At 39.3% G+C, this 12803-nt stretch carries 12 protein-coding genes; all 12 read right to left on the reverse strand.

What is annotated here, in order from left to right:
• Positions 1-486: 486 nt before the first annotated feature.
• The 12 genes from M1E03_RS15700 to allC all read right to left on the reverse strand — a co-directional run bounded on the left by M1E03_RS15700 (position 487) and on the right by allC (position 12644).
• Positions 487-603: a hypothetical protein gene (locus M1E03_RS15700; protein WP_020450851.1), complete on the reverse strand. Its 117-nt coding sequence runs from the start codon at positions 601-603 to the stop codon at positions 487-489.
• Entirely contained in the window at positions 603-1700 is a 1098-nt protein-coding gene (locus M1E03_RS15705) for a Rap family tetratricopeptide repeat protein (RefSeq protein WP_025811723.1), read from the reverse strand. Before M1E03_RS15705 ends, M1E03_RS15700 begins: the two co-directional genes overlap by 1 nt.
• Before the next feature lie 250 nt (positions 1701-1950).
• Entirely contained in the window at positions 1951-2271 is a 321-nt protein-coding gene (locus M1E03_RS15710) for a DUF2690 domain-containing protein (protein ID WP_458110806.1), read from the reverse strand.
• Between the two features lie 47 nt (positions 2272-2318).
• On the reverse strand, positions 2319-3572 hold the full coding sequence (locus tag M1E03_RS15715; protein WP_020450848.1) for an MFS transporter: 1254 nt from the start codon (positions 3570-3572) through the stop codon (positions 2319-2321).
• 164 nt (positions 3573-3736) lie between these two features.
• Complete coding sequence (arcC, locus tag M1E03_RS15720; RefSeq protein WP_020450847.1) at positions 3737-4669, reverse strand: carbamate kinase; 933 nt, start codon at positions 4667-4669, stop codon at positions 3737-3739.
• A gap of 5 nt (positions 4670-4674) precedes the next feature.
• A complete protein-coding gene (locus tag M1E03_RS15725; protein WP_020450846.1) occupies positions 4675-5445 on the reverse strand; it encodes an oxamate carbamoyltransferase subunit AllH family protein in 771 nt (256 codons plus the stop codon).
• Entirely contained in the window at positions 5442-6707 is a 1266-nt protein-coding gene (locus tag M1E03_RS15730; RefSeq protein ID WP_023856588.1) for a YlbE family protein, read from the reverse strand. Before M1E03_RS15730 ends, M1E03_RS15725 begins: the two co-directional genes overlap by 4 nt.
• A complete protein-coding gene (locus M1E03_RS15735) occupies positions 6707-8464 on the reverse strand; it encodes an acyl-CoA synthetase FdrA (RefSeq protein WP_075212923.1) in 1758 nt (585 codons plus the stop codon). The genes M1E03_RS15730 and M1E03_RS15735 overlap by 1 nt, the downstream gene beginning before the upstream one ends.
• A gap of 17 nt (positions 8465-8481) precedes the next feature.
• Positions 8482-9531 carry an ureidoglycolate dehydrogenase gene (gene allD / locus M1E03_RS15740; RefSeq protein WP_035339042.1) on the reverse strand — a complete coding sequence of 350 codons (1050 nt, stop codon included), beginning with the start codon at positions 9529-9531 and terminating at the stop codon, positions 8482-8484.
• Positions 9532-9558: 27 nt separating this feature from the next.
• On the reverse strand, positions 9559-10587 hold the full coding sequence (gene allD, locus M1E03_RS15745) for an ureidoglycolate dehydrogenase (protein ID WP_020450842.1): 1029 nt from the start codon (positions 10585-10587) through the stop codon (positions 9559-9561).
• A 15-nt stretch (positions 10588-10602) separates the two neighbouring features.
• Positions 10603-11391, reverse strand: a complete 789-nt coding sequence (allE, locus tag M1E03_RS15750; protein ID WP_020450841.1) for a (S)-ureidoglycine aminohydrolase — start codon at positions 11389-11391, stop codon at positions 10603-10605.
• A gap of 23 nt (positions 11392-11414) precedes the next feature.
• Positions 11415-12644, reverse strand: a complete 1230-nt coding sequence (gene allC / locus M1E03_RS15755; protein WP_458110501.1) for an allantoate deiminase — start codon at positions 12642-12644, stop codon at positions 11415-11417.
• Between the last annotated feature and the right edge of the window lie 159 nt (positions 12645-12803).

Consider the following 12803-nt stretch of genomic DNA (forward strand, 5'->3'; position numbering starts at 1 on the left):
CTACAATCCCTACGACTACCACAGTGAGAACAAAAAACTTGAATAAAACGATCACAGAATCAAAAGTACCTTTTGTATTGATTGACACATCTGATGCCAAAGCCACCAATTTAAAGACTCCGAAGAATATCAGAAAAGGAGAAGAAATAAGAAATACACACATAAGAAGAACAACCAAAATTGAAAAAATATGATCCTCAATAAAGTAGTTTTTTCCTTTATTTTTTTTCACCCATTTATGACTATTCCTCTCTTTTTGTTGTAATTTAAATATACAATTTTGTTATAAAATTTGACCCAAGTTCAATCACCATAAGTAGTGGTGAAGATGTATTCAAGGCCATAGCCGCGTTTATCATGCCATAATTTTAAATATTTTAGAGCTTATGTGTTGTTCATATCCTCCAATCCTTTACCTTTATCCGAAGAAAAATCCGCCCCGTTGCTGGAGGAGCGGATGTTCAATATTCGTACCGGGTATTCGTTTTAACCAACCATCTTTTCAGCAATCTGCATGTCGCCGGATGGCGAATGAGTTTCTGCCGCAAACCATCCCGAACATACGACGGCAGCAATCGCAGCAACAATGAACAGTTTTTTCATCACATTCCCTCCACTTTTTTCATTTTTTCTTCCGCTTTAATCGCTTCCAAAAAGAAATGTGCGGCCTCTTTATAAAGAGACTTTGATCTGTAAACATTGGCCGTTAAGAGAGATAGTTCTCTGGCACTGTCGTATTGCTTTGCTTGAAAGAGGATTTCTATGTTGTCTTTGCAGTCTTTAACCGCCTGTTCACCACATCCAGCATAAGCCGCATATAAAAGATCGATTTTAGCGTCAAATATTTCATTCGCCGCAGATTGCGACCTTTCCTTCCCTTCTTTGTAAAAGGCTGCGGCGCGTTCATAGTCTCCGGTTTTAAACAGCTCTTTGATCATTAAAAACACGACATTGAAATAATAATCCGATGCAGCATATGCATGATCATTCAAAACGATGTCCAAAAATTGAATGCTCTTGTCCGATTTGTCCATCGCCGCATAAAGCAAGGCAAAATTATGAAGGAGCTGCATTTCTTTAAAATGGTCGCCGGCTTTTCTGACAGTATGGATTGCTTCTGTTAAATATTCTTCCGCCTCTGTATATTTCCCCATCTCGGTATAATTTCCGGCCATTGTAATATAAGTTGAGACAAGGTTCATGTCATGGTCGCCATGTCCTTTGAAAATTTCCATCGCCTGCCGGGTATGGTTTAAAGAGACGATATTCTGGCCCAAGTAATAGTAGAGCTTTCCGACTTTATCGTGAAATTGGGCAACTTCAATTTCATCATGTACATGAGCAAGCTTCTTCTCGGCAATTTTATAGAAGCTGATTGCCTGCTCATAATTTTTTTTATACACTTCATAAGCTCCTGAAAACAGGTAGTAGTAATAGGATGTCATATGTGATGCAGCACTGTCGCCGGCCGATACGTCGTGCTGCTCTATCTTTTTGCCTCTCGAATCGTAGAGCATAATTTTATGCCGCAGTTCCAGCAGGGAATAGTAGATCAAAACTTCCTGATCTTCCTCCATGTCTGCCAGCAGCGGTTTGATTTGTTCAAACAGCCTGATCGACTGTTCAGCATCGCTTCTTCTAATGGCGCGGTACCATGTATTGAGCATGTTGGCGACTTCTTCCGCGGCGATTTTGTTCATATGGAGCTCCTTTCTGCCGATATTCAATTTTTTTGTATTTTATTCATTTCTTATCATACTATATTTTTCCCCTTATATAAATTAATAGTAATAGTTCATTTTGCACAGTTTTTTTGAATCCCCCGCTATTTCTGCCCCTTCATTAGGTCAAATGACTCTTCAAGAAATGAGAAACCGGGACTGATAAGACAGCAAAAAGCACCCTTGCTGAAAGGGTGCTTTCATTGCTTTAATATAAATACGAACTTATCTAGGCATAAGCGAAGGTTCCGCTTGATGAATGATAATATTTCCACATCGCATATGAAGAACGCGGATCGAGAACATAAACCATCGGTGTATAACAGGATGTCTGACCCGGGAGCACTTTTCCGTTTCCTCCAGCTGAGCTGCCGCTCAGTTCTTTCCCGTCTTGTTTCTTTTCACATATGCATTTGCCTCCAAGCCTGAGCGCGCTGCTTTGTCGCGTCATTTTAGCCCATGCTGTTTTGCAGAAGCAGCCGAATTTTAATACCGCGATCCCGAATTGTTTATTATTTGCATCTATCAGTCTGGCTGTCGCCTTTGTTATGCTGCTTGAATCACAATTACAGTGAAAAAGTCATAAGCTTTTACTGACTAATGATCTTTAGCTGCTTTATCAACAGAGGGCAAATTACTTTCATCTATTAAATATGTTGCAATCAATGCGATGACTAACAGAGCTGCTGCAAAATAAAATCCTATATTCATACTTCCTGTAGCGTCTGTAAGCCAGCCCGTAATATACGGAGCTAAAATGGAACCTAACATTCCAACAAAGTTGTAGAATCCAAATGCTGTACTTAATGATTGCTTTGGTGCATTATTAGCTACAACCGCAATTAAAACGGGATTAACGCTAATTTTCCCTACAATTCCATACACAATTAGTGTCATATACAGAATTGGTAAGCTATCAAAGTAAACAATTGCAGCTGTTGATAAAATACCAAACGGTAACATCATGAGCAATACTGGTTTACGCCGGCCTAGCTTATCTGACAGCCAACTAAAAAATAATGAACCTGGAATCGCGGCCCATGGAACAAGTGATGCAACAAAGGCGATATTTCCTCCGGTTAAACCGCGTGCTGTTTCTAAATAGTATGGCAACCAAGTAATAATCATAAAGAATCCGTAAATAGAGCAGAAAATAATAATATAAGCCAAAATTAAGTTTCTATTAAATAAAGATGAAAACTTAAACGGTTCAGCGGTGCCTTTAACCTCTTTATCATTTTTGGGCTTGTCTTTAATTACAATTGCCATTGCAATACCAATAAGTACAACCGGCACTCCGATGATAAAAAATGGAATTCTCCATCCGAATCCCCATTCTCCTACAACATAACTGGAGATATAATAGCCAATTGAAGTACCGAAAGCCATCCCTGCATTAATTACAGCACTACCTAATGTTAAACGGTTCTTCGGGATCATTTCGGATGATATTCCATATTGCGGCCCATAATATACCCCCTGAGCCATACCAACCATAAGCCATGCAGAGATAAATAGAAAAAATGTAGGCATCATTCCTGCAACTGCTGCTAGCGATCCAAATAGAATAACACCTGGAACCAACACTCGTTTTTTTCCAATTTTATCTCCTAATATTCCTGCAGGAACGTTCATACCTGCATAACCGATGAAAAATATACTCATAATTAAGCCAAGTTGTGCCTTGCTTAATGAAAACGCTGATTCAATATTCCCCATAATCGGGTTTAATATTGTTCGCGTTGCATAAAGAGCTACCCAACCGAAGAAAAATACGATAATAACTTTAACCCAATAGGGAATCAGTGGTTGTTTTCCTTTACCTTCAACTGATCCCGTCTCTTTTGTCATCAAACTTCCTCCTTCAACTTTTAAATGATCCTTATTTTCTACTCTTCCTTTGACTTTCGATTTAGACTTCATAGATTGTATCTTTTCGAAATCTGTCTGTGGTCATATCTGAAAAAAGGAGGAATTTTGGCTTTTTATCCTCCTTATGAACAACACGGATTGTCTTATTTTGTTATGCGTGTCCCCGCTTTTCCATCTAGCGCAGCTACCGCTTGATCCAATGAACAAATCATTGCCTCTTTACCTGACTTTGCAAATTCTATAGCCGCTTGGATCTTTGGCAGCATACTGCCAGCAGGAAATTGCCCTTCTGCCACATATTGTTCAGCTTCTTCTACAGTAATTCGGCTTAGTTTTTGCTCATTTTCTTTGCCAAAATTGATAAATACATTTGGTACGTCTGTCAACATCATGAAAACGTCAGCATTTACTTGTTGTGCAAGCTTTAATCCTGAACGATCTTTGTCTATAACTGCTTCAAGACCGTGTAATAGACCGCTCTCATCACGATATACAGGTATACCGCCGCCGCCAGAGGAGATAACAATCGTTTCATCAATTAAACGCCGAATCTCTTCTATTCCATGGATCACTTTCGGTTCCGGGGAAGGCACAACTCGTCTGTAGCCTCGCCCTGCATCTTCTGACATCGTAAACCCTTTCTCTTCTAATTGCTTCGCCTCTTCCTCTGAATAAAATACTCCTATTGGTTTCGTTGGTTTTTCAAATGCTTTGTCATCCTTGTCCACTTCGACCATGGTTAGAAATGTAGCTACATTCGCAGCAATGCCCCGTTCTTTCATATGGTTTTTCAAAGCTTTTTCCAGCATATAACCAATGAATCCCTGTGATTCTGCATTACAAGCATAGATTGGCAGTGGTTCAACGACATTTTTGGCAGCTTCGTTTTGAGCAATAATATTCCCCACTTGCGGACCATTGCCATGTGTAATCACAATTTTATGTCCTGCTTCTTTGATTTCAATCATATGACGTGTTGCAGAGATTACATTTTTGAGTTGATTGGCATAAGTTGCTTCTTGTTTTGGCTGTAAAATTGCATTACCTCCTAGTGCCAGTACTACTCTTTTCCCCATTTCTTTCACTCCTTTGTTAAAGCCATATAAATTCCGTATAAAGTATCCATCCCAGAAGAAGAACCTACTTTTATAAGGCTTTTCATACTTTTCAAAGATGGATCATGTTGTAATCTTGTAATTTTCGAACTAAATAAACCTTCTAAAGCACAAGTTAAAAAGCGCGTGCTAACAAGGGTTGTTAAGGGTTTTCTAATGAGATTCCCCAATGTTTCGAGGTGGTTTTGTGCGATAAAAGAGTTGATGAAATGTCCATATAATATACCGACCAGTATATCGTCACCTGTTGGGGTTAAACCTTGGCCTCGTCCGATAAAGTAACGAAACTCCTCTTCTAAATTTTCAGTTGGATCGTGTAATTTATTTATCAAGTCCGACACATGAACTGATTCAAAATCAGTAGATTCATACGATTTAAATGAAATCTGTTGCATGTTTTCTTTTAATTTATTGATGTTTGCATGTTTAAAATCCGTATATAACGGAAGTATTTTGGCATTAAAATTGAGTTTAAAGCAGTTATGGGAAAGATGGTTATTGCGAACGTGTAATGAATCTCCCACCTCAAGACCTGCTTTTAATGTTTGCTTCGTTTGTGAACCAAGCAAAATTCCAAATGGAAAGGTCCCATTTTCATTTGTGCCGATAAATATCAATTCATCATTCTGATCAACAATATTTATACCTTTTTCAAAAATGCTGTGCACAGTAAATGTTTTTCCCTCAATTAATAGCTGAAGTGCGATTGAACCAATCGCACTTGCCTGTAAAATCATCCTTGAAAACCCAGTTTTTCAGCATATGCTGTGATTGCTTTCTCAAAACATTCGATTGGAGGATGAACTGTACCAGCACCAATTTGCCCATATCCGGCAATTTTATGTGCAATGCCTGTGTTGATTACCGGCGTGATGCCTGTTTCAACAACTTTACGTGCATCAATACCTAAACACGCACCTTTGAAGTCCCACGTCGGAATCACAAAGTTCGGATTTTCTCCAACACAGATCTCAGCCATTTGATTGCTTGTTTCAAGCGCATCATTAAATCCGCCTGTTCCAACAAAACGTGTTACTGCAGGGGCAGCAATCATTGCTACACCGCCAACACCGATTGTTTCTGTAATCGCTGAATCTCCGATATCTGTGTTTGCATCTTCCGCTGAGTAGCCGGTAAAATATAACCCTTGTGGTGTATGAACAGGTGCTGTAAACCACTCATCTCCCATACCTGCAATACGGATGCCAAAGTTTTCACCGTTTCGGCACATTGCGGTAACGACTGTACCATGTTTGATTGTACGCGCTGCATCCATCATTGCTTTTCCTGTCGCCATGGCAATGTTTAAGAAAAATTGGTCTGTATCAGCTAAAAATTGGATCACTTCTGTTCTTTGTTCGTTTTCAACATCATCTAATGCTGCAATTATTGGAGCAACTTCTTTTAAAAACACCAATGACGCTGCAATATTGCGCTGGTGAAATTCATCCCCCATTGCTATAGCTTTAGCCATCAATACATTAACATTTAAGCCTCCATCAATTTTTCTTAATGCCTTACTTAACACCGGACCCAACACATCTTTCATCCAGTGCAGGCGATTGATTACCTGCTCATGATAAGCACCGAAGCGTAATACTGCACCGATGCCTTCGTTCATTTGACAGTACGCCTCGTTGCCGCTCTCTTTGTTCACCACAACAAGAACCGGCATATTAGGTGATGTAATGCCTCCCATTGGTCCAACTGCATTCACATGATGACATGGAATAAATGTAATCTTATTGTTTTCAAGCAGTTCACGCGCTCCCTCTTCATCTTCTGCCCATCCTTCAAAAAGAATCGCTCCAACACAAGAGCCTTGCATAGGATCTGTCATATTTTCATATTTAATTGGAGGCCCGGCATGTAATAACACGTAATCTTCCAATTCAGGAATCACAGACTTGGCAGGTACAACATCCGTTAAGAATGGTTCAGCTGCTATGATCTTCTGGATAACAGCTTCGTTCGCTTCATTTATTGTTTTGTACCCCATTAGATTGTCTCTCCTTCATAGTAGTTTAGAAATTGAAGTACTTTCATTAACTTTTCATCACCGCCAGCAATTGGCCGCCAGTTAAATTGAACACACTCTGATCCGCTGTTCTGAACAGCTGCTGTAAAACTTTTCAGCCCAATATTGATGACACTTGGCTTCTTATTAATTAAGGACACAATTTTTTCGTCTACTGTTAAGTCTTCTTGGGTATGTTCAAATTTTTGTATATCAAGGACTGGCTGTTCCACTTTTCCTCGTGCCAGTTTAATCGCGGTACGAACCATTTGGTCGTTTGTCTCACAAATGATTGCACCACTTTCTTTTAAGGTTTCAATTTGCTTTTCATAACCTTGAGGATCTTTAGTTGTACCTACAACTGTTACAAGAACTGCAAGTTCGCGGCCTCCCTGATGTGCATTGGCTAACATACGTTTAATGGCTGGTGCTAATTCACTTGCCATATCATCATGACTGCCATAGCCAATAACGTTATCAATCATGATGACTGCTGTTTCAGGATCGTTTCCCGATGTTTCAAGCATTTCGATACGCTTTTCAGGATCAATCATCGGGTGCGGCTTCCCTTGGGTATACATATCATCGCCTAAGTCAATAATTTCATGATGTTTTGTTTTTAGGATATAGGCTTCTTTCTTCTCTTCAAGTACTTCCTCTTTAAATGCCTCTTTCAATAACATAGCTGCTTCAGATGCCAAAGTACCACCTGAGTAATAACCTTTAATACCAACTTGTGAATCTTTTAACGACACATTTACATCTTCAGCCAATGTCGGTTTAAAATTCGGTTTGTCACCATTGGATAATTGAACAGATACAACCGCTGCTTCTTCAAGTGTATACGCATGATAAATATTTTCTTCCTGATAAGTTGGTTGATCTCCTAAAAATAACGTAACAACCGGTTTTTCAATATTTCTTAATACGTTTAATACTTTTTGCTGCACTTCCTCTGCAGGCGGTTTAGAAATTACTGTAATCACTTTTACTTTTGGATCTTGGTTCAATGCTTTGATACTATCTAAAACCGTGATAGCACCAACCTCTGTCGATAAATCCCGACCACCTGTACCAATTGCGTTTGTTACACCTTTACCATAACGGTCAATGATGCTTGTCACTTCCTGAATCCCTGTACCGGATGCACCCACAACGCCAATATCTCCTTCATTCACGATATTTGTAAATGCAAGTGGCACGCCATGGATAATTCCGGTCCCGCAGTCTGGTCCCATTACTAATAATCCTTTTTCATGCGCCTTTTGTTTCAACTTAACCTCATCTTCTTTAGATACATTGTCGCTGAATACAAATACATGTAACCCTTCATTCAATGCATTTTCCGCTTCCATTGCTGCATACTGACCAGGAATGGAGATCAATGCCAAATTAGGGTTGTTCGCAAGCTCCATTGCGCGCTTCCAGTTATGTGCTTCTTGGCCTTTAGATGCGTCTTGTGAAGCGGCATCACCTTTTAAAGCTGCTTCTACTTCTTCTTTCACTGCCGCTACTTTTTCTTCTTGATTTGTATCTATAACGATAACAATGTCATTTGGATTTGCTTTTTCCAATTCATCTGTGCCTAAACCCGAAGATTTAAAAATATCTTTGTTAGCTGGTGTTCCCATCATGATCGATACTTTGTTTACACCATCTATTGCAGATAACTTGTTTGATAAAAGCATTAACACGATAGAATCTTGATAGGTGTTTTCTTTTATAATTGTGTATAACATAATGATCCTCCATTTTGTTATTCTGCAAATCTATTCTTTCCATGATAGCGATTGTAATGAACATCGCCTGAAACGAGGTAGTTATAAATATCGTCTACAATTTCAATTCCTTCTTTATCATATTTGGCACTTCTTAATTTACCGCGCTCACCCGGATAATAAATTTCTCCATAGCCTTCAGCTGCCGGTTGTGCTTTTAATTCATCGAGCATCGTCGAAATCTGTTGTTTAAAAGCAGTTAAATCTGTGAAGTATGCGGGATTGATAACAATATGAATTTGCCCTAAATCGCGGCCTTTTGTCAGATCTTGATACATGGAGGATACATGTACGCCATGAGGTACTCCAAGAAGACTGCCCGATAAAATATCCACCATCATCATCAATCCATAACCTTTTGGACCAGCAATTGGCACAAGTGCATGAACATCTCTTGCATTCGTTGTTGGTGCACCGGCTGCATCTACTGCCCATGTTTCCGGGATCGATTCATTTTTACTTCTGGCATCCAATACTTTTCCCCATGCCTGAACAGTTGTCGCCATATCAAATGTGATTATGCGTTCATCAGCCGATGGTACACTATAAGCAATCGGATTGGTGCCAAAGTATGGTTCTGTTCCTCCAAACGGTACGACCATTGGATCTGATTGGCACATACTTAAAGCAACCATGTCCTGTTCTGTTGCCATTTCAACAAAGTAACCCAATGCACCACTATGCGAAATATTCTTCATGCCTACAACAGCCACACCTGAATTTTTTGCCATTTCGATTGCTTTTTCCATCGCTTGTTTTGCTGCTTGGTGACCTGGACCATTATCTCCGCTAAAGACAGCGGATGCAGGTCCTGTTTGTTCAAATGTGTAGTTTGGGTTTGCTGTAATACCGCCTTTTGCGATTCGTTCGGCATAGTATTCCACACGTACTGCTCCATGGGAATGGATCCCTCTATGATCGGCGAATGTCAATACATCTGAAACATCGTGTGCGGCTCCTTCATTTAATCCAGCTTTGATTAGCTTCTGTTTGATTAAATGAAACAGCTCCTGCTTAGATACTCGCATCTGATCCTCCCCCCTTCCATTACATAATTAGTAAATGTTGTCTGACTCTAAATAATCTAAAATTTCCTTTGTAACTGGGATACCTGTTTTTTTATACTGTTTCATCACATCTATTTGAATTTCACCGGGATAATACACTTTGTCAAATCCTTCAGCAGGCGGGTTATCATGTAATTCTTCAACCATTTGAGATATTTTTTCCAGGAATTGCTCCTTCCCGCCAAAGTATTCAGGATTGATCACGAGATGAAGCTGCCCTAAGCGACGGTACTCTGATAAATCTTTATACATGGAAGTGACATGCTTGCCAAATGGCAAGCCGAGTAAACTCCCCGATAAAATATCCACCATCATCATTAACCCGTATCCTTTAGGCCCAGCCATTGGTAATAATGCATTTACCTTAAACGGGTCTGTTGTTGGTGCTCCATTTTTATCAACTGCCCATGAGTCTGGAATAGATTTGTTTTTACTTCTTGCATCTAAGATTTTCCCCCAGGCTTGTACCGTTGTTGCCATATCAAACAGTATTGGACTGCCATCTTTTCGAGGCGCACTAAAAGCAATTGGGTTGGTGCCAAAGTACGGTTCGGTACCGCCAAATGGCACAACCATGGGATCAGATTGACATACTGTTAATGCCACCATACCTTCTAATGCTGCTTGACGTGCATAATAACCAATCGCACCACTGTGTCCCATTTCTTTTACACCGACAACACCGATACCTGATGTTTTTGCTAATTCGATTGCCTTTTTCATTGCTTGATAACTCACATAATGTCCTAACGCATTATCTCCATGGTAAATCCCTGATGCTGGACCCGTTTTTACGAAGCTTAAGTCGGGGTTCAGGTTATATCCACCCTTTAATGTACGTTCGGAGTAGTATTGCATTCTCACTGCACCATGTGAGTGAACACCTCGTTCATCTGCAAAGATGAGTAAGTCAGCTGTTTTATCCGCATGTTCTTCAGGTAAGCCTGCTTTCACTAATTTATCTTTCATTAGCTGCCGGAGACGATTACTTTCTACATACACTAATGGTTCACTCATTAAAATTGCCCCTCTTTATAGATTAATATCTCTATTCGCATCCTTTGAATAAATATACGAGAATGGTTCATCTAAACCAATTGCATAGGTTGCTTGCGGCGTATAAGCTCCCATAAAAATATAGTCACCTTTGTCAACTGGCATCCACTCGTTGTCTAAGTTGTAAACACCTCGTCCACTTAATATATAAGCACCATGTTCTTGAACGTGCGTTTCAATGTAACCATGCGAAGCACCCGGCTTAAATGAAAGAATATGAATGTTCATGTCATATGCAATTTCTTTTGGCAGTAAATCTTGAATTAATACTTCTTTCATCCCTTCATAGGGTTCTTGTTTGATGTTATTCACATTACCTGTAACAATTTCTGGCGTATGTCCTTTAAGCGGCTGATAACGCTTTTTGTATAAAAACAAACGGCTGTCCTCACCATTATTATGATTATCAAACGTCAATTGTAAGTGTGGAGGTACATATAAGAATCCGCCTTTTGCCAATTCGTATTTTTTACCATCCGCAAAAGCGTTGATTTTACCATATTCAACGTACACAAATGATTGGATACCATCACCGGCAAAACCGGTTTTGTTTCCGCCCTTGTTTTTAACTGTTACCAAATAATCTACAAACCTTGCACCTAAACGCGGGGATCCTAAAATGGTTACATCACAATCTTCAAAGCCAGGTACAACATTATTAACCAAGCCATCGGGTGTAATTACCGCATAATTATCCTTTTTTATTACTGAACGTGTTTCTAATAAACCTTCTCTGTATCCTTGATTATGATTTAAGTAACTCATGAGTATCTGGCTCCTTTTCATTATTATTCCTTATAAGCTAGTTCAAACAATACATCTTTCAATACTTCAATCCCCTTCACAAGGTCTTCTATCTTCGTTTCTTCATTGGTATTGTGGCTGATTCCGCCAATAGAAGGTACAAACAACATTGCTGTAGGGACAAAATCCGCAAAAATTTGTGCATCATGACCTGCACCAGATGGCATCAATTTATAGCTGTCCCCCACATTATCCTTAGCTGCTTGTTCAATTATTTGAATGATTTCTTTATCCATCAATGACGGTGCTTCATCCATCCATAAATTAATGTCATAAGCCATGCTGTTTGCTTCTGCCACCGCTTTAACTTTATCTTCAATTTCTCTCGCAAAATCATTTAATAGTTGTTGATCAATATGACGACAGTCTATCGAAAAGGTAATTTCTCCAGGGACGACATTTACCGTGTTTGGAACAGGAGTGACATGTCCAAACGTTAATACAAGAGGCTCTCCAATTTCTCTAGCTCGTTTCGTTAAGTCTGTTACAATCTCACTATATGCAACAACTGTATCTCTTCGTAATGACATCGGTGTTGTGCCAGCGTGGTTTGCTTCACCTTTCAAGTTAACTGAGTAACGTTTTTGACCGACAATCCCAGTTACAACACCAATCGCTTTATTTTCCGTCTCTAATACTTTCCCTTGTTCAATATGTACTTCAATAAATGCTTTAATATCGTCACGAACATCATCTGTTTTACGGTAATCAAAACCGGATTCATGCATAGCATCTTCGAATTTAATTCCTTCAGCATCTTCTATTGTGTCAACATCCTCTTTTTTGGCTAGGTTAAAAAAGTTTTTACTTCCCCAAAATGTATATGGAAATCGGCTTCCTTCTTCTTCTGCGAGCGATAATACTTCTATTGTTCGTAATGGTTGACCATATTTTTCTTTTAAATATTTCACAGCAACCAGTGCAGATAAGATACCGAATTGTCCATCTAGATGACCGCCTTCAACAACTGTGTCGATATGTGATCCTGTTAAAATAGTTTCTTCAGAATATTTACTTCCAACAAGACGACCAGATAAGTTCCCAACATCATCAAAGCTTACTTCTAAACCTTCTTCCTTGAATGTTGCTTCCAGTTCGCGAACTGCATCAATCCATTCAAGAGAGTATAACAGCCGCGTAATTCCCCCTTTTTCTAAACCGCCAAATCTTGTGAATTTCTTATCCAACGTTTCAAAGGTTGATTGAATATCCATTCTTTTTCTCCCCCTTTCTTTTATTTACTTTCATCATAGAGCCCTGTTTACAACCATTCATTGACATAACCAACAATAATGGAAAAACATTTTATGCACTTTTAACAAAGACACCTTTTAATCAATTTACGGTATCTAAATAATGGGCTAATGCCAGAT

It is taken from the genome of Bacillus sp. PK6-013 (genome assembly GCF_054161445.1).

What these genes read in the sequence shown, in the direction of transcription:
- M1E03_RS15700 (WP_020450851.1), bottom strand. Translation starts at nt 603, where the DNA reads ATGAAAAAACTGTTCATTGTTGCTGCGATTGCTGCCGTCGTATGTTCG.
- M1E03_RS15705 (WP_025811723.1), bottom strand. Translation starts at nt 1,700, where the DNA reads ATGAACAAAATCGCCGCGGAAGAAGTCGCCAACATGCTCAATACATGG.
- M1E03_RS15715 (WP_020450848.1), bottom strand. Translation starts at nt 3,572, where the DNA reads ATGACAAAAGAGACGGGATCAGTTGAAGGTAAAGGAAAACAACCACTG.
- arcC (WP_020450847.1), bottom strand. Translation starts at nt 4,669, where the DNA reads ATGGGGAAAAGAGTAGTACTGGCACTAGGAGGTAATGCAATTTTACAG.
- M1E03_RS15725 (WP_020450846.1), bottom strand. Translation starts at nt 5,445, where the DNA reads ATGATTTTACAGGCAAGTGCGATTGGTTCAATCGCACTTCAGCTATTA.
- M1E03_RS15730 (WP_023856588.1), bottom strand. Translation starts at nt 6,707, where the DNA reads ATGGGGTACAAAACAATAAATGAAGCGAACGAAGCTGTTATCCAGAAG.
- M1E03_RS15735 (WP_075212923.1), bottom strand. Translation starts at nt 8,464, where the DNA reads ATGTTATACACAATTATAAAAGAAAACACCTATCAAGATTCTATCGTG.
- allD (WP_035339042.1), bottom strand. Translation starts at nt 9,531, where the DNA reads ATGCGAGTATCTAAGCAGGAGCTGTTTCATTTAATCAAACAGAAGCTA.
- allD (WP_020450842.1), bottom strand. Translation starts at nt 10,587, where the DNA reads ATGAGTGAACCATTAGTGTATGTAGAAAGTAATCGTCTCCGGCAGCTA.
- allE (WP_020450841.1), bottom strand. Translation starts at nt 11,391, where the DNA reads ATGAGTTACTTAAATCATAATCAAGGATACAGAGAAGGTTTATTAGAA.
- allC (WP_458110501.1), bottom strand. Translation starts at nt 12,644, where the DNA reads ATGGATATTCAATCAACCTTTGAAACGTTGGATAAGAAATTCACAAGA.